The organism is Faecalimonas umbilicata (genome assembly GCF_004346095.1).
GTDB classification, from domain to species: Bacteria; Bacillota; Clostridia; order Lachnospirales; family Lachnospiraceae; genus Faecalimonas; species Faecalimonas umbilicata.
This window is the reverse complement of sequence record NZ_SLZV01000009.1, coordinates 1-18,006: the sequence shown is the minus strand read 5'-3', so window position 1 is coordinate 18,006 and position 18,006 is coordinate 1. Positions and strand designations below refer to the sequence as shown.

Here is an 18,006-nt window from a genome sequence, read left to right as displayed (position 1 = left end):
ATTCATAGAATGGTGGTGAAGAAAAACTGCAGGGCGGCAGATAGTATGAGACAGGGAGTATTTGGACGGGAAAGGATCAGACGGATTTTGTTTGTGTTTCTGGCAGCATTTTTCTGTCAGATTGGGCTGCATGAAGTCTATGAAGAGGGGAAATCTGAAAGACTGCATGCGAATACAGTTCAGACAGCAGCGTTTTGGAGACAGTATGTGACGGAGGAAATGGAGTCCTACATACAGAAAGCAGAAGATCCCGGCAGAGACCTTGGAATCTACTGGCTGGAGACAAAATTCGGATACGAAACATTCCCGTGGCAGATTTCCGGTGAAACATTTCAGGAGAGAGAAAAATGCTGGAAGAGAAACCCTTCCTATGAATCATACAGAAATACCTGCCGCGCAATCTGGAATACAGTGAAGTATTTTCCGATACCGGAATCAGAAAAGCCTGGCAGAAAATTTGTGTCCTTTGCAGATTCATGGATGGAAGAGCGAAATTATGGAGGAAAAAGAGGACATGAGGGGACGGATCTGATGGCGGGGGAAAATGTAAGAGGGCTGTATCCAATCATCAGTATAACGGATGGAACTGTGGCAAAGATCGGATGGCTTGAAAAAGGCGGGAACCGGATTGGAATCTGGACTGAGGCGGGGGCGTATTTTTATTATGCACACCTGGATTCCTATGCAAATTTGAAGGTTGGCGATCAGGTGAAAGCCGGGCAGCTTCTTGGATTTATGGGAGATACTGGGTATGGAGAAGCCGGGACAAAAGGAATGTTTCCGGTTCATTTGCACCTCGGTATTTATATTTATCCGGATGGAACTGAGATGAGTATCAACCCGTATGCAATTTTGAAGTATGCAGAGCAGAAAAAACTGAGATATCGATATTAACATTAGACTGCCAGTGCATCAAAAGTCTATTTTTCTGCGCGGGAACGGGATACTTTTCTCTGAGGTTTGGGGTGGTGTAATAAAATGGAATATGATACAATATATTGGGTGATTTTTTTGAGATAATACCATTTGGAGGAAAAAATGAATTTACCAATTAAATTTGAAGAAAAAATGAAGGCTTTGCTTCAGGAAGAATATGAAGAATATATAAAACGTTATGATGAGCCGCGTTTGTACGGGCTTCGCGTAAATACGAGAAAGATCAGTGTGGAGGAGTTTCTGAAAATTTCTCCGTTTGAACTGAAGCCGATTCCATGGATTGAGAATGGGTTTTACTACGATGGAGACCATGTACAGCCGTCAAAGCATCCGTATTATTTTGCAGGACTCTACTATCTTCAGGAGCCAAGTGCGATGACTCCGGCAAATCGTCTTCCAATCAATCCGGGAGATAAAGTATTCGATGTGTGTGCGGCCCCAGGAGGAAAGGCGACAGAGCTCGGAGCGAAGCTGGATGGGACAGGTGTACTTGTTGCAAATGATATCAGCAATTCCAGGGCGAAGGGATTGTTAAAGAATATTGAATTGTTTGGAATTGGAAATGTACTTGTGCTGAGTGAGGAACCTGGGAAAATAGAGGAATATTTTGAGGAGTATTTTGATAAGATTTTGATTGATGCGCCTTGCTCCGGGGAAGGGATGTTCCGAAAAGATAAAAAGATGGTCAAGGCATGGGAAGAACATGGACCGGAATTTTTTGCAAAGATTCAGAGAAGTATCGTGACACAGGCAGCGAGGATGTTAAAGCCGGGTGGAATGATGCTGTATTCCACTTGTACATTTGATTCGGAAGAAAACGAAGGGACAATCGAATATTTGTTAGAGCAGTATCCGGAATTTCAAATTTGTGAGATTGCACCGTACGAAGGATTTTGTCCGGGACTTCCGGAAGTTTCCAGAAGCAAACGGGAAGACTTGTCCAGGACTGTGCGGATGTTCCCGCATAAGCTTCATGGAGAAGGACATTATGTGGCACTGTTGCAGAAAGGGGAACAACCAAAGGAAGAAAACGAAGAGCAGACAAGACAAAGAAGGATAAAAGCAGACAGAATTGCGAAGACAGGTGTGAGAAAGATTCCGGAGGAACTCGAAGCGTTTTTTGAAAATGTCAGTTGGGACTTAGAGAAAAGCCGTTTGGAAATCCACGGGGAGTGCGTCTACTATATGCCGGAGGATCTGCCGGATGTCAGAGGGATTCGATTCTTACGCACGGGTCTGCTTCTCGGAGAACTGAAGAAGAACCGATTTGAGCCAAGCCAGGCGTTTGCGATGAATTTGAAAAAGGAAGAATACAGGTACTGCCTTTGTCTTTCAGCAGAAGATGAGCGCGTGGTCAAGTATTTAAAAGGAGAGACATTGGATGTGGAAGATCTTGTCTCACCGAAAGAAAAAGGATGGTATCTGATCTGTGTCGATGAGTATCCTCTCGGATGGGGAAAGCTCTCTGCCGGAACGGTGAAGAATAAATATCTTCCAGGATGGAGATGGCAGTCATAATGTTGAGATTAGATAAATATCTTGCTGATATGCAGGTCGGGACAAGAAGTGAAGTAAAACAGATGATCCGGAAGGGATTGGTCACCGTGGACGGTCTGATTGTAAAAAAACCGGAAGAGAAAGTGGATTGTGAGAAGCAAGTAGTTGTATGCAGCGGAGCGATTGTCTCTTATCACCAATATGAATATTATATGCTGAACAAACCGGCAGGAGTTGTATCGGCAACAGAGGATCCAAGAGATAAGACAGTGATAGACCTTATCGAAGATCGAAGGAGAAAGGATTTGTTTCCTGCAGGAAGACTGGATAAGGATACCGAAGGACTTTTACTCATTACAAACGATGGGGCACTGGCGCATGATCTTTTGTCACCGAAAAAGCATGTGGATAAGAAGTATTATGCCAAAATAGAGGGAACCGTGACAGAAGAAGATGTGGAGTTGTTTGGAAAAGGAGTCGATATTGGTGAAAAGAGAGTGACTCTTCCGGCAGTACTTACAATTTTATCTTCCGGTGAGGAGTCGGAGATTACCCTTACGATCCGTGAAGGGAAGTTTCATCAAGTCAAAAGAATGTTTGAGGCGGTCGGAAAGAAAGTGACTTATTTAAAACGTCTGTCGATGGGAAGCCTTGTGCTGGATGAAAAACTTCTTCCTGGCGAATACCGGAAATTGACAGAACAGGAACTTACACAATTAAAACAAATGAGGTAGAAAGAATGAATCAAGGATTTTTGCCAGTGTGCAGAAAGGATATGGAAGAACGAGGATGGGATGCAGTAGATTTTGCTTATGTGATCGGGGATGCCTATGTGGATCATCCATCGTTTGGCCCGGCGATCATCAGCCGGATTCTGGAGGCAAATGGATACCGGGTGGGAATCATTTCCCAGCCGGACTGGAAAGATAATACAAGCATTATGGAATATGGAGAACCGAAACTTGGATTTCTGGTCAGCGGGGGAAATATGGACTCGATGGTCAACCATTATTCCGTATCTAAGAAAAGAAGAAAGACCGATGCCTTTACACCAGGAGGAGTCATGGGGAAACGTCCGGATTATGCGACAATCGTCTATGGAAATCTGATTCGGCAGGTCTATAAAAAAACACCGATCATTATCGGGGGGATCGAGGCAAGTTTGAGGCGGCTTGCACACTATGATTACTGGTCGAATCATCTGAAGCGTTCCATCTTGTTAGATTCGGGAGCAGATCTGATTTCCTATGGGATGGGAGAACGATCGATCGTTGAGATCGCAGATGCGCTAAAGAGTGGAATCGCAGTCGGGGATATCACCTTTATCGATGGGACGGTGTACAAGGCGAAAGATCTGAGCAGTGTCTATGATGCGGTTACGCTTCCGTCTTATGAGGAGTTGAAAAAAGATAAATTAAACTATGCAAGAAGTTTTTATGTACAATACTGTAATACAGATCCATTTTCAGGGAAACGACTTGTGGAACCTTATTCGGATCATCTGTATGTCGTGCAGAATCCTCCGGCGAAGCCTTTGTCACAGCCGGAGATGGACAGAGTGTATAGTTTCCCGTATATGCGGACCTATCATCCGTCCTATGAAGCCGCAGGAGGAGTTCCGGCGATTGAAGAAGTAAAATACAGTCTGATCAGCAACCGGGGATGCTTTGGAGGATGTAATTTCTGTGCGTTGACTTTTCATCAGGGGCGTATCATCCAGACGAGAAGTCATGAGTCGCTTTTGGCGGAGGCAAATCAGTTTATATGGGATAAGGATTTTAAAGGATATATTCATGATGTCGGCGGACCGACAGCAAATTTCCGTGCACCGTCCTGCGAAAAGCAGCTTCAGTACGGGGTGTGCAAAGAAAAGCAGTGTCTTTTCCCAAAACCGTGCCGAAATTTGAAAGTAGATCATAAGGATTACTTAAAATTGCTGAGAAAATTACGTGAACTTCCAAATGTGAAGAAAGTATTTATCCGTTCCGGTATTCGGTTTGATTATCTGATGGCAGACAAAGACGATACGTTTTTCAGAGAATTGTGCGAGCACCACGTCAGCGGTCAGCTGAAGGTGGCACCGGAACATATCTCGGATGCAGTGCTTCAAAAGATGGGGAAACCGGAGAACCGGGTATATGAGGCATTTACTGAAAAATATAAGAAGATCAATCAGAAGTTGGGGAAAAATCAGTTTTTAGTTCCATATCTGATGTCCTCTCATCCGGGATCAACGATGAAAGAGGCGGTAGAGCTTGCAGAGTATTTAAGAGATCTCGGCTATATGCCGGAGCAGGTACAGGACTTCTACCCGACACCTTCGACGATTTCAACCTGCATGTACTATACGGGGGTGGATCCGAGAACAATGGAAAAAGTATATGTGCCGGTGAATCCGCATGAGAAAGCGATGCAGCGAGCACTGATCCAGTACCGGAATCCAAAAAATTACGATCTAGTCATGGAGGCGCTGAAAAAGGCGGGACGTATGGATCTGGTAGGATATGACAGGCATTGTCTGATCCGTCCAAGACAGCCAAAACAAGGATCCGGGGAAGGCTTCAGAAAGCAGGCACAGGGAAAGTCTCAGGCAAAAGCACAGGGGAAAGGAAAGCAGAAGAAAAAAGCAATCCGAAACGTGCATAAAAAGAAACAGTAGCCTATAAGAAACAGTAAAAGATAAGGGGAGTGTAAAAAATGAAAATTGTAATTGTAACAGGAGCATCTTCCGGACTCGGAAGAGAATTTGTACGACAGATTGAATCGCTGTACAAAGAACTGGATGAGATCTGGATCATTGCCAGAAGAGAAGACAGACTTCTGGAAGTAGAGAGCAGGATGATGACAAAAGTAAGAATCTTTGCAGCAGACTTAAGGCATCGGAGTGCATTTGACAAAATAGCAGCAGCGCTTCAGGAATTTAATCCAGATGTCCGTATGCTCGTCAATGCAGCAGGATTTGGCAAAGTCGGAGAAGTGGAAGAAATCTCTTCGACCGATCAGGCAGATATGGTCCGTCTAAATTGTGAAGGGCTGACCTATATGACATGTATAGTTCTTCCATATATGAGTACAGGCAGCAGAATTGTCAATGTGGCATCTGCGGCAGCATTCTGCCCACAGCCAAAGTTTTCGGTATATGCAGCGACGAAGGCGTATGTGAAAAGTTTTTCGGATGCGCTCGGCGAGGAAGTGAAAAAAAGGGGAATCTTTGTGACGGCAGTGTGCTCCGGACCGGTTCGCACCGAATTTTTTGAGGTAGCTCGTACGGAAGAAGATGGTCAAAATGCAAAAGATAACTTTATGAAAGAGCCAGAAGTCGTTGTACGGCAGGCATTACTTGATGCGGCAAGAGGTAAAAAATTGTCTGTTTGCGGCATTTCAATGAAAAGTGCTAGGATTGCAACAAAAGTCCTGCCGCAGAAGGTTGTGCTTGGTGTGATGCAGCATTTCTGGAAGTAAATCAGAGACAGGTGAGAAAATGAAAAAAGGAAGACCAGGTTATCTGGATTCACAGAAGAAAAAAGAAATTTTAAAAACAGCGATGATGTTTGGTCTGGTCATCGCGATCATGGCGACGGGTTACCTGACGACACATACGAAGAAAAATCTATTGACTATCGTTGCAGTCTTAGGATGTCTTCCGGCAGGAAAATCTCTTGTCGGTGTGATCACGAGGTGGCCGTACCATTCGATAGGACAGAAAGAAGCAGAAGAGATCGGACGGGTAGCAGGGACCCTTCCGGTTGTCTATGATCTGGTTGTGACAAGCTATGAGAAAATCATGCCGATCGACTGTATGACGGTTTCTGATCATGTGATGATTGGTTATACAAGAAGCAAAAAGACAGATCCGGCATATGCCCAGAAACATATTACCCAGATTTTATCGCAGAACGGCTATCAGAAAATGACAATCAAGATTTATGAAAATTACGAGACATTTTTGCAGAGACTGCGGGAACTGGAAGCACTGGGACATGAGCGAAATGAGGAAAGGGAACAGAAGCTCTTGGGCATTGTTCTGAATATTTCTCTGTAAAATCAGACTTGAAAAAGAGCGGGAGAAAAAAGATGCAGGAAATTAAAGTGACAAAAAATGAGGCTGGCCAGCGTCTGGATAAACTGCTGGCAAAGTATTTAAATGAAGCGCCAAAGAGTTTTTTCTATAAAATGATGCGAAAGAAAAATATTGTCCTCAACGGAAAGAAAGCAACTGGAAATGAGAAACTGGAAGAAGGGGATATAGTAAAATTGTTTTTGGCAGACGAGACGATTCGGAAATTTTCCAGCGTAAAAATTCAGAGAACAAAAACAAATTTATCCGTAATCTACGAAGATCAAGATGTTGTTCTGATCAATAAACCAGTAGGAATGTTGTCGCAGAAGGCAAAGGAAAGTGATGTTTCTCTTGTGGAACATCTGATTTCGTATCTGCTTGACGCAGGGGAACTCTCAGAAGAAACACTAAAAAGTTTCCGTCCGTCAATCTGCAACCGGCTCGACCGCAATACAAGTGGAATAGTCGTGGCAGGGAAAAGCCTTCCGGGGCTTCAGAAAATGGGAGAACTTTTCAAAGAGCGAACTCTCCACAAATATTATCGATGTCTTGTGCAGGGAGTGATCCGAGAAGACCAATATCTGAAAGGATGGCTGAAAAAGGATGAAAAGACTAACAAGGTGCAGATTTTAGACAGACCATCGGACCCATCTGACCAGCCGATTGAGACGGAATATCATCCGTTGTGGACAAAAGAGGGTGTGACATTGCTGGAAGTACGGCTGATTACCGGAAAGACGCATCAGATTCGCGCACACCTTGCCTCAGAAGGCCATCCGCTGATCGGAGATTATAAATATGGGGACCGAAAATTAAACGACTTTTATCAAAAAAAATATGGATTGAAATCGCAGCTGCTCCATGCGTATCGGTTAGAGTTTCCGGTGATGGAGGGAGTTTGCAGTCAGCTGTCTGAGAAGGTGTTTATTGCAGACGTCCCACCGCTGTTTGCAAAAATCTGCAAAGAACTAAGGAGTGAGCGCTGATGGGGACATGGAATTCCAGAGGGCTTCGGGGATCTACGCTGGAGGATATGATCAACAGGACTAATGAGAGATATCTGGAGAAGGGACTTGCGTTGATTCAGAAGATACCGACACCGATCACCCCGGTGCGGATTGACAAGGAACACAGGCATATTACGCTTGCGTATTTTGAGCAGCGGAGTACAGTGGATTATATCGGAGCAGTTCAGGGGATCCCGGTTTGTTTTGATGCAAAGGAGTGTAATGCAGATACTTTCCCATTGCAGAATATCCATGAACATCAAGTGGAATTTATGAAAAATTTTGAAAAGCAGGATGGGGTCGCATTTTTATTGATCTATTTCAGTAGACGGAATGAATTGTATTATATGCGCTGTGCCGAGATGGAATGCTTTTGGGAGCGGGGGCAAACCGGCGGCAGAAAGAGCATTCGAAGGGAAGAGCTTTCGGAGCACTTTTTTCTAAAGATGGCAGGAGGATATGTACCGTATCTTGATGCGCTTCAGAAAGATCTAGAGGAAAGAGAATAAAAAGAAGTACAAAAGATAAGGGAAGATAAAAAATGATGCCAAAAGATAAGTAAAAATTGTAAGGAGAAGGGGAGAATGGCTATGAGACAGAAGATTTTGCATACACCAGAGGGAGTCAAAGATATTTATGGAAAAGAGTGCAGAAAAAAGTTGTTGCTTCAGGAAGAACTGCATGAAATGCTTCATTTGTATGGATATGAAGACATTCAGACACCTGCTTTTGAATTTCTGGAAGTATTTGGAAGAGACACCGGAATCGTATCTTCCAGAGAACTCTATAAATTTTTTGACCGGGAGGGAAACACACTTGCATTGCGACCGGATATTACACCATCGGTAGCAAGAGTTGCAGTGACACAGTTTGAAAAGGATTCTGTACCGCTTAGGATGTGTTACATAGGAAATACATTTTTAAATCATGGAAGTCAGCAGGGAGAATTGTGTGAAAGCACACAGCTTGGTGCAGAACTCATTGGAGATGGAACTGCAGGGGCAGATGCAGAGTTGATCGCGCTTGCGTCAGATAGTCTGAAGCGCGCTGGGATGAAAGAATTTCAGATCAGTGTCGGGCATGTGGAATTTCTGCAAAGCCTTTTGGATGCGGCACAATTCCCTGCCGAAGTCAAAGAAAAGGTGCGGACGATGATTGCAAGGAGAAATTTCCTTGGTATGAGAGAACTTCTTGAGAAACTTCCGGTAAAGCGTCCGATCAGAGAAGTTTTTTATCGCCTTCCAGAATTGGTTGGAAGTGTGGAAATTTTAAATGAAGCGAGAGAGCTGGCACCGGACAGGCGGGCAATTCTTGCTTTGGAGCGTTTAAAAGAAGTTTATGAAATTTTAAAACTGTACCACATGCAGGAGATGATCACATTTGATCTTGGCATGTGTGGGAAATATGCTTATTATAGTGGAATGATTTTTAAGAGCGATACTTTTGGAGGCGGGGAACCTGTCGCGAAAGGCGGACGGTATGACAGGTTGATGGAAAGATTCGGAAGAGAGCTTCCGGCAGCAGGGTTTGCAATCGGTACAGATGAGCTGATGAAAGCACTGATCCGACAGAAAATCCAGATTCCGGAGGAACCGGAGCAGATAATCCTGCTCTTTGACCGGGAGCAGAGGAAGTACGCAATCTCTCTTGCGAAGGACTTCCGCGGAAAAGGGAAACGAGTAGAGCTGCTTGAACGGGAAGAAAAGAAAAATCTGTCGGTATATCATATCTATGGGCGCAGAAAGCAGGCGGGCAGCTTAATCTATCTGAGGAGAGACGAGCAGATCATCATGGTGAATTTACACACGGGAGAGAAAAAAGTCGTAGACTGTGCGTAAGGCGGTCTGAAATTGATAAAGGAGCGAATTGTAAAAATGAGTTATAAAAAATTAATTCCTTGCATTTTCATCGATGAAGGGAAGGCAGTAAAATGGTTTGACAACAGAGAAGTCCTTTCAGAAAATGTAGTTTCTCTGGCAAAATATTACAGTGATCATGGTGCGGATGAACTTTTTGTGTTTGATCTGTCTTCTTCTGACGAAGAACATGAGGAAGCAATAGCAATTATGAAGAAGATCAGCCGGGCAATACGCATTCCGATGGTGGCGGGAGGAAATATCAAGCGGCAGGAAGATATCAAGAAAATCTTGTATGCGGGTGCGAAACGGGCAGTATTGAATTTTTCGAAAGCGATTTCCTTTGAGTTGATCGAGGAGGCGGCAAAAAGGTTTGGAAAGGAGAAAATCTCAGTTTCTCTCAATGATTTTGATGCGCTGTTTAAGCAACAGCATTTGATCGAAGAGTGCAGCAGTGAAATTTTATTTATGCACAGACTGGATTTGGATTCGGTCATGAATGTGACAGATATTCCGTGTGTGGTGCTTACAGATACGAATGAGAAGTCAGAATTGTTTAAAATTTTAAAATGTCCGGGTGTGAAAGGACTTTCCGGCGCTTATGTAAGCCGGACGACAATGGATTTTGTTGCATTTAAAGAGCAGTGCGCTAAGGAAAATATTAAAATGACTTCGTTCGAGAGCATGATGGAGTTTTCAGAGTTTCGCCTCAATGAGGAGGGGCTTCTTCCTGTGATCGCGCAAAGTTATAAGACTGGAGAAGTGTTGATGTTTTCCTATATGGATAAAGAGGCATTTTACAATACAATCAAAACCGGAAAGATGACTTATTATGACAGAGAAGCGAAAAGAAGCAAAGTACAGGGAGAGGAAAGCGGCCATTATCAGTATGTGAAGGCACTTACGATCAACTGTGATAAGGAGGCTTTGCTTGCAAAAGTAGAACAGATCGGACCGGCATGTAAGACCGGGAATGCAACGTGCTTCTTCCAACCGCTTGTCGGTACGGATTATGACGGCACAAATCCGCTTCAAGTGTTTGAAACGGTTTATGAGAAGATTCTTGAGCGCAAAAAAAATCCGAGAGATGGATCTTATACGAACTATTTGTTTGACAAAGGAATTGATAAGATTCTCAAGAAAGTTGGGGAAGAAGCAACTGAATTGATCATTGCAGCAAAGAACCCAAACCCGGATGAGATTAAAGGAGAGATTTCTGATTTCCTTTATCATGCGATGGTACTTATGGTTGAGCGAGGCGTGAAGTGGGAAGATATTATTAAAGAACTTGCGGAGAGATAACAGATGGACTGGTCTGTCAGAAATTAAGCGGGCATACACTTTATAAAAGAAGTGTATGCCCGCTGTTTTAGGAGCAACTACAAACATGTCGGGACGGAGAGGAGAGACTCGTATGAATGAGACAGAAAAAAGAAGAGAAGAACTACTTGCACAGGCAAGAAATCTATATGGAAATGGACGAACATCCAATCCGGCGATCCATCCGCGCTGCCAGGGAGCGTATCATCAACTTTATGAGAAAGAAGAGGCACTGCCCCGTTCTACTTTTGTGCTGCGTGTCTGTGTCAGTCTGATTTTATTTTTGATTTTTGCGGGGATCGATTATGAGAAAACTTCTGTTGGAACATACGATAGTGCAAAAATCATAGAGGCAATTACATATCAGCAACCTATGGGAGAGTTCTTAAAGTAAGTTAAGGCTGTTCTTGCGGGAAAAATGTTTCCGTGACGATTTTTCCCATTTCTTCCGGAGACTCGTTCATACCGGTATCCATCCATGTAAGAATCACTCCGCACAGTCCGAAGGAGATGAAAATCTGGCGATAATATTCGGCGCAGTCTTGTGTAAAAACGTCGCCAAAGCGTATGATCAGTGCGTTGAGAAGCAAAAGTGATAGTTTCGCCTGAATCAGAGTCTGAACGATATCCCGGATGGAGTAGAAAAACTGGAAAAAGCGGATTGCAAGTTCACAGGCAGAAGTATTCCGGATTGTTTTTTCGTGTTCAATCCAGTCTGTCATTAGTTTGTCCAGCTTAAATTCAATCACTTCTTCTTTGGAAGTAAAATTCCGATAGTAAGTGACACGACTGACATTGGCGAGTTCAGTGATCTCACGGATCGTAATTGCCTCAAGGGGCTTTGTGCGCAGAAGTCTTAAAAGCGAATCGGCAATGCATTCCTTTAGAAAATCGCTTGTGCGTTGGGTTCTTTTCATAGATACAAAATCTCCTGTTTTGTTTCATTTGTAAGTTTCTGCATTGATTTTTTTTGCAGATATGCTATATTGTTTAATTGATATATTTGTATCATCTATTTTAGAAAATCAGACAGAGGTTGTCAATCTGTTGAAGGAGGAAATTTTACAATGATGATTATTACAGATTCCGCTTCGGATATCACAAAGCAGGAAGCAGAGGAGATGGACATTCGGATTGTCTGGTTAAAGACAAAATTTTCAGATGGAGATTTTCCATTGAAAACAGAAGAGGATTTTATCCATTTTTTTGATAAGCTTGCTGAAGAGAAGGAACTTCCGGTTACCAGTCAGCCGTCTCCGGAGGAATTTTTGCAGTTGTACGAAGAAGCAAAAGAAAAAAATGAGGAAGTGCTTGTGATTACTCTTTCCAGCGGATTGAGTGGGACAGTCAACGCAGCAAATCTTGCAAAACAGATGAGTGAATATGAGAAAATCTGGATCATTGATTCTGAGCAGGCGATTGTTACTCAGCGTTTTCTGGTACAGAAGGCGGTAGATATGCGTGCTCAAGGGAAAAATATGGAAGAAATTGTTGCGGCCATAGAGGATTTGAAAAAGCGCGTCACAGTATGCGGCATGTTAGATACACTTACCTATTTAAAAAAGGGAGGTCGGATTCCGGCAGCACTTGCTGTGTTAGGAAATGTTCTCCAGATCAAACCTGTGATTGAACTGAAGGATCGCGAATTGACGATGTTAGGGAAGGCACGCGGAAGAAAAGGTGGCGTGAAGTATCTGTGGAAAGAATATGAATCCTATGAAATCGATGAGAAGGAACCGGTCTATTTTGGATATACATCCGATAAGGAGATTGGGGAAAAGTTCATGGAAGAGACTGTTGAAAAGTATGGTCTGACAAATTACCACCTGTATCCGGTAGGTGGCATCATCGGGACACATGTTGGTCCGGCCTGTGTTGCGATCAGCTTTGTAAAAAAGAAGAAAGATGAAAAATAATTGTTTTAAATAATAGTGGAGAGTGTGAATGACATCAGATCACACTCTCCACTAAATTTTTGAGAAAAAGACAGGTTTTTAGCTGCCACTTGACAAGTAGTGAAAAACTGAATACGATAAAGAAAAATTAAAAAGTGATCATGAAGGAAAAAGTGTGATGTGGGAAGAAAAGAAAAATAAAGAAAATGTGTCTGTCAGAAGAAAAAGAATCTTTGCTGCAATCTTATTGTATTTTTGCCTGCTTCTTTTTGTGGCAAATGATGCGTGGGTATATCAGACACCTATTGTTAAGATTACGGCAGTGCATACAAAGGAAAGCAGGAAGGAAGAAGATGTTCGGGGAGGGAGAGAACCTTATTATGCGCAAAACATCAAAGGAATTTTGCTGAACGGAGAAAAAAAAGGAAAGACAGTACGGCTGAACAATGAATATTCTTATTCCGGGGTACTGGATCAAAAATACGCAAAGGGAGATAAAGTACTCGTGACTCTGGAGGGAGACTCTTTGAAAGGAACGATCAAAAGTTTGAAAAGGGATACCCACCTGGCAGTGCTTGCAGGGGCGCTTATTTTCCTTCTGCTTGCGGTTACGAAGGAGAAAGGGATGCTTACCATCCTCACGGTTGTGGCAAATTTTGGAATTTTTTTCCTTGGGTTTACAGGGTTCCTGAAAGGAAGAGAAGTGCTTGTTGTCTGTAGATTTATGACAGTTCTATTTGCGGTAATACCTCTTGTGATCCTGAATGGATTCCATAAGAAAACGTGGGCGGCAGTGTTATCTACGTTAAGTGTTTTAGCGCTGATCATGGGAATCTTTGATCTGACAGTACGGTATACCGGAGGGCTTGATTATTCTTCGATGGAATATCTTGGAAGTATGGATGATCCAGGAGAATTATTTCGTGCAGAAATCATGTTGGCAGGACTCGGAGCAATTATGGATGTCACTGTGACGATTTCATCAGCGCTCGGAGAAATTACGAGGAAGAATCCATCTGTTTCTGTGCGGGCGCTGATCCGTTCAGGAAGAGAGATCGGTTATGATATTATGGGAACAATGATGAATGTACTCTTGTTTGTATTTGCATGCAGTCAGATTCCGACCTTTTTGATTCGAATGAACAATGACGTAGATTTTTTTACGATCCTTCGTCTGCATATTCCATATGAGATCTGCTGCTTTCTGATAGAAAGTATCGGAATTGTACTGGCAATTCCAGTTTCGATACTTTTTGCTTCAGTTTTTATGAAAACCGGCAAAGTTAGAAAAGATCGGAGGAATGAAAGATGATGATAGGAATACTTGCGTTGATTTTATTTGGATTGATGATGATGATCGGTGGAGACCGGGGAGCAGTATCTGTTATGTCTCTTGCAGGAAATCTGCTGGTATTGTCACTGGCGATCATTTTGATGGCAGGCGGGCATGCACCTCTTATCATTACTGGAATTGCAGCCGGTCTGATCAGTTATATTACACTGGTAAAACAAAATGGGAAAAATCAGAAGACGGAGATTGCGTTCGGAGCAACCGGGATAGTTATCCTGTTATTGCTTGCAGCAATTTTTCTGCTTTTGTGGGATGCAAGAAGTGGTGGATTAAATGAAATACAGGCAATCCAGGAAGATGTGATGTATTATTACAATACCAATCTGCATATTAACATGCTTCAGATTACTGTGTGTATGGTATTGCTCAGCACCCTTGGGGCAGTGCTGGATACCGCGTTATCTATTACGTCTTCTTTGTACGAGGTGATTTTACACAAACCAGATATGAGTAGACGTGAAATTTATCATTCGGGACTGCAGATTGGGAAAGACATTATTGGGACTACGGTGAATACGCTGTTCTTCGCTTACTTAGGAGATTCCTTACTGCTCTTTTTCTATCTGAAAAATGTGAAATATACGGCAGAAGTAATTTTAAATTCCAAAATGTTATTTCAGGGAGTGTCTGCTATGCTTTTCAGCGCGATTGCATGTCTGTTGACTGTGCCGGTTGCTTCGGCAGGGTGTATGCTTTTTCTGAAAAAAGAGGAGAAGAAGGAAGAAAAATAAGAAATTTTTTCAAACTAGAGTGTATGGACAAAACAGTGGAAAAAGTATAAACTCACGTTAAAGCGGAGAAAAACTAGAAAGGTAAAGGAGAATTTTGTGATGTTAGTGCCAAAATACTACGAGGACTTAGAAATTATGCATGAGAACACCATGCCGTATAGAGCTTATTACATACCGGCTTCCTGCAATATGGGACCGTTGGTGGAAGACAGATTTTCTTCCGACCGAACAATCTGTTTGAATGGAAGGTGGAAATTCCAATATTTTGACAGTCTCTATGATCTGCAAGACAGATTTTATGAACCGGGATTTGATCTTGATTGTTTTCGGGAGGTGGAGGTACCGGGAAACTGGCAGAATTATGGTTATGATAGCCATCAGTATACCAATGTACGATACCCGATTCCATTAGATCCGCCGTATGTACCTCAGGAAAATCCATGTGGTGCATATGTGTACAAATTTGATTACAAGAAACAGGCAGATGCACCAAGAGCCTATTTGAATTTTGAAGGGGTAGACTCTTGTTTTTATGTTTGGATCAATGGAAAGTATGTCGGGTATAGCCAAGTTTCTCATGCTACAAGTGAATTTGATGTCACAGATGTGTTGCTTGACGGAGAAAATACGCTCGCGGTACTTGTTTTGAAATGGTGCGATGGAACTTACCTGGAAGATCAGGATAAATTTCGCATGAGCGGAATCTTCCGGGATGTCTATCTGTTAAGAAGACCGGAAAATGTAGTCTACGATTATTTTGTAACAACTACATTGGGAAGGTCTGATGCAACTGTTACTGTCCGGGCAAACTATATTGGAGAGGAAGTGCCGGTAAAGATTACGCTTTGTGATGAGGAAAATAGAGAAGTAGCCTGTGGAATGTTTGTGAAGTCGGAGAAGAGTGGCTATACACATCAGGTAATCCTTTCGGTTAAAGAACCAAAATTGTGGAATCCCGAACAGCCATATCTGTATACAATGGTTTTGAAGAGTGCCGGGGAAGTCATCACAGACCGGGTGGGAATCCGGGAAATCTGTATCAAAGACGCAGTGATATACGTCAATGGAGCACCGGTGAAATTTAAAGGGGTGAACCGACATGATTCGGATCCGGTAACGGGCTTTGTCGTTGGGGCAGCACAGATGAAAAAGGATCTGCAGTTAATGAAGCAGCATAATTTCAATGCGATCCGCACCAGTCATTATCCGAATGCACCGTATTTTTATCAGCTCTGTGATGCGTATGGATTCTTCGTAATTGGGGAGGCAGATAATGAGAGCCATGGAACGGAAGCTCAGTATTTGAAGGATTCTAGCTGGGAGAATGCAAGCAGGCGCTGGAATGAGCGGATTGCAGATAATCCAGAATTTATTTTGGCAACAGTAGACCGCACAAAACTTTGCGTACATCGGGAGAAAAACCGCCCTTGCGTGGTCATTTGGTCGATGGGAAATGAGTGCGCTTATGGATGTACCTTTGAGGAGGCATTAAAATGGACAAAGAAGTTTGATCCGTCAAGGCTTACCTGTTATGAAAGTTCAATTTATCAAAGTGAGAAGAGAACGTATGATTGCAGCAATATTGATATTTTCAGCAGAATGTACCCGGAGTTAGAAGAGATTGACACCTATATGGAGCAGAATCCGGAGAAGCCGTTTTTATTGATTGAGTATTGCCATGCGATGGGAAATGGACCGGGGGATCTCGAAGATTATTTCCGCAAGATTGATCAGTATGACAAGCTCTGCGGAGGATTTGTGTGGGAATGGTGTGATCATGCAGTGTATCGCGGAGAAACTTTAGATGGGAAGACAATGTACTTTTACGGTGGTGATTTTGGGGAAGAAGTACACGATGGAAATTTCTGTGTCGATGGACTGGTGTATCCAGATCGGACACCACATACAGGTTTGAAGGAGTATTGGAATGTATATCGTCCGGCGAGAGTGATCTCATTTGAGCAGGAGAGCGGCAGTCTTTGTCTGAAAAACTATATGAATGCGGTGGATCTGAAAGATTATCTTTTTCTGACCTACGAAGTGACATGTGATGGAATCATGACGGAACAAGGAAAAGTTATACTGCAGGAGTCTATCCTGCCACGCATGGAAGGCAAGATTTCTCTTCCGATAACTGTTCCGGAAAGTGGAAAATGTTATTTGAAAATAGGCTACCATTTAAAGTGCGGAACGAACTTGATGGAAGAGAACAGCAGCCTTGGATTTGATGAGATTCTTTTGAAGAATGAAGACGGACAAAATAGGCAGGCGGCGGCACTCTTAGCGATGCAGGAGAGAAATGGATTGATACATGTTTCAGAGACAGATCGTTTGCTTTTGATCCAGACGGATCAGTTTTTATACTGTTACAATAAGCTTTCGGGGATGTTTGAACAGGTGACTATAGACGGAAAAGAACAGTTTGATGCTCCGATGGAATTAAATATCTGGAGAGCACCTACGGATAATGACCGGAGGATCAAAGACGAATGGATTCGTGCAGGATATGATCGGAGCCACTCTAGAGCGTACAAAACAAAGTGGACAATGCAGGAAGAAAAGGTGCAGATCCATAGCAGGTTATCAGTCTCAGCGGTGGCATTACAAAAAGTCCTGGAGATTGATGTGGCGTGGGAGATTTCTGGTAGAGGAGAACTTTCTGTGAAAATGCATGTGAGAAAAGACACAGAATTTCCAGAACTTCCGAGATTTGGTATTCGCCTATTTCTGAAAGGGGAATATGAGACCATTCGATTTTATGGACTTGGTCCGCATGAGAGCTACCGGGATAAATATCATTCTTGCAGTCATGGTCTTTATGAGTCATCTGTAGAGGAACAGCATGAGGATTATATTCGGCCTCAGGAGAATGGAAGCCACACGGATTGTGATTACATGGTACTGAAAAAAGGAAATCAAGCATTTGCGGCAGTCTCACCGACAACATTTTCTTTTAATGTGTCTTACTATACTCAGGAAGAATTGACAGCAAAAGCCCACAATTTTGAACTGGAAAAGTCGGGTAGCACCATTGTCTGCCTCGATTATGCACAAAATGGAATCGGTTCTAACAGTTGTGGCCCTCGTCTTCAGAAAGAATACCGGTTTGATCAAGAGGAATTTATTTTCCAAATGAAGATCTTAGTGGGAAAAGAATTTGTGTTATAGATGAAACTAAGAGTATCCATTGCAGGTTGTACAATGGATAGATTAATTAAAATTTAATAGTCAGAACTCTACTAAGCAGGAAATCAGAAGTGAACTGCTCCCCGTCAAGAGGACAGAGAAAAAATATAAAATTTCCCCGGCCAGCAGCTAAATGTTGCTGGCCGCTTTTTATGCAGCAAGGCACA

At 42.9% G+C, this 18,006-nt stretch carries 16 protein-coding genes; 15 read left to right on the top strand and 1 reads right to left on the bottom strand.

What is annotated here, in order from left to right:
• Nucleotides 1–9 precede the first annotated feature (9 nt).
• From EDD74_RS05580 to EDD74_RS05530, 11 genes are all read left to right on the top strand, one after another.
• Nucleotides 10–894 (top strand): M23 family metallopeptidase, encoded by an 885-nt coding sequence (locus tag EDD74_RS05580; RefSeq protein WP_116442303.1) that lies wholly within the window; start codon nucleotides 10–12, stop codon nucleotides 892–894.
• Nucleotides 895–1,038: 144 nt separating this feature from the next.
• Nucleotides 1,039–2,454, top strand: coding sequence for an RsmF rRNA methyltransferase first C-terminal domain-containing protein (locus EDD74_RS05575; RefSeq protein WP_116442302.1), 1,416 nt, complete (start codon nucleotides 1,039–1,041; stop codon nucleotides 2,452–2,454).
• Nucleotides 2,442–3,167, top strand: a complete 726-nt coding sequence (locus EDD74_RS05570; protein WP_016438555.1) for a pseudouridine synthase — start codon at nucleotides 2,442–2,444, stop codon at nucleotides 3,165–3,167. The genes EDD74_RS05575 and EDD74_RS05570 overlap by 13 nt, the downstream gene beginning before the upstream one ends.
• Before the next feature lie 5 nt (nucleotides 3,168–3,172).
• The gene (locus tag EDD74_RS05565; RefSeq protein WP_116442301.1) at nucleotides 3,173–5,092 is read left to right on the top strand and encodes a YgiQ family radical SAM protein; all 1,920 of its coding nucleotides are present in this window, start codon (nucleotides 3,173–3,175) and stop codon (nucleotides 5,090–5,092) included.
• Between the two features lie 38 nt (nucleotides 5,093–5,130).
• The gene (locus EDD74_RS05560; RefSeq protein ID WP_116442300.1) at nucleotides 5,131–5,895 is read left to right on the top strand and encodes an SDR family NAD(P)-dependent oxidoreductase; all 765 of its coding nucleotides are present in this window, start codon (nucleotides 5,131–5,133) and stop codon (nucleotides 5,893–5,895) included.
• Between the two features lie 19 nt (nucleotides 5,896–5,914).
• Nucleotides 5,915–6,475, top strand: coding sequence for a hypothetical protein (locus EDD74_RS05555; RefSeq protein WP_116442299.1), 561 nt, complete (start codon nucleotides 5,915–5,917; stop codon nucleotides 6,473–6,475).
• 32 nt (nucleotides 6,476–6,507) lie between these two features.
• Complete coding sequence (locus EDD74_RS05550; protein WP_116442298.1) at nucleotides 6,508–7,479, top strand: RluA family pseudouridine synthase; 972 nt, start codon at nucleotides 6,508–6,510, stop codon at nucleotides 7,477–7,479.
• Nucleotides 7,479–8,009 carry a Holliday junction resolvase RecU gene (locus EDD74_RS05545; RefSeq protein WP_116442297.1) on the top strand — a complete coding sequence of 177 codons (531 nt, stop codon included), beginning with the start codon at nucleotides 7,479–7,481 and terminating at the stop codon, nucleotides 8,007–8,009. The genes EDD74_RS05550 and EDD74_RS05545 overlap by 1 nt, the downstream gene beginning before the upstream one ends.
• A gap of 75 nt (nucleotides 8,010–8,084) precedes the next feature.
• A complete protein-coding gene (gene hisZ / locus EDD74_RS05540; protein WP_116442296.1) occupies nucleotides 8,085–9,338 on the top strand; it encodes an ATP phosphoribosyltransferase regulatory subunit in 1,254 nt (417 codons plus the stop codon).
• A 36-nt stretch (nucleotides 9,339–9,374) separates the two neighbouring features.
• The gene (gene hisIE / locus EDD74_RS05535) at nucleotides 9,375–10,658 is read left to right on the top strand and encodes a bifunctional phosphoribosyl-AMP cyclohydrolase/phosphoribosyl-ATP diphosphatase HisIE (RefSeq protein ID WP_116442295.1); all 1,284 of its coding nucleotides are present in this window, start codon (nucleotides 9,375–9,377) and stop codon (nucleotides 10,656–10,658) included.
• 112 nt (nucleotides 10,659–10,770) lie between these two features.
• Complete coding sequence (locus tag EDD74_RS05530; RefSeq protein ID WP_016438562.1) at nucleotides 10,771–11,070, top strand: hypothetical protein; 300 nt, start codon at nucleotides 10,771–10,773, stop codon at nucleotides 11,068–11,070.
• Nucleotide 11,071: 1 nt separating this feature from the next.
• On the opposite strand, the gene EDD74_RS05525 is transcribed toward EDD74_RS05530, so the two are convergent.
• The gene (locus EDD74_RS05525) at nucleotides 11,072–11,593 is read right to left on the bottom strand and encodes a TetR/AcrR family transcriptional regulator (protein ID WP_008975329.1); all 522 of its coding nucleotides are present in this window, start codon (nucleotides 11,591–11,593) and stop codon (nucleotides 11,072–11,074) included.
• Between the two features lie 150 nt (nucleotides 11,594–11,743).
• Between EDD74_RS05525 and EDD74_RS05520 the strand changes: the two genes are divergently transcribed.
• From EDD74_RS05520 to EDD74_RS05505, 4 genes are all read left to right on the top strand, one after another.
• Nucleotides 11,744–12,592: a DegV family protein gene (locus tag EDD74_RS05520; protein WP_008975330.1), complete on the top strand. Its 849-nt coding sequence runs from the start codon at nucleotides 11,744–11,746 to the stop codon at nucleotides 12,590–12,592.
• Nucleotides 12,593–12,749: 157 nt separating this feature from the next.
• Nucleotides 12,750–13,883: a YibE/F family protein gene (locus EDD74_RS05515; RefSeq protein WP_116442294.1), complete on the top strand. Its 1,134-nt coding sequence runs from the start codon at nucleotides 12,750–12,752 to the stop codon at nucleotides 13,881–13,883.
• Nucleotides 13,880–14,653, top strand: coding sequence for a YibE/F family protein (locus EDD74_RS05510; protein WP_116442293.1), 774 nt, complete (start codon nucleotides 13,880–13,882; stop codon nucleotides 14,651–14,653). The genes EDD74_RS05515 and EDD74_RS05510 overlap by 4 nt, the downstream gene beginning before the upstream one ends.
• A 99-nt stretch (nucleotides 14,654–14,752) precedes the next feature.
• Nucleotides 14,753–17,821, top strand: coding sequence for a glycoside hydrolase family 2 TIM barrel-domain containing protein (locus EDD74_RS05505; protein WP_116442292.1), 3,069 nt, complete (start codon nucleotides 14,753–14,755; stop codon nucleotides 17,819–17,821).
• Nucleotides 17,822–18,006: the final 185 nt, after the last annotated feature.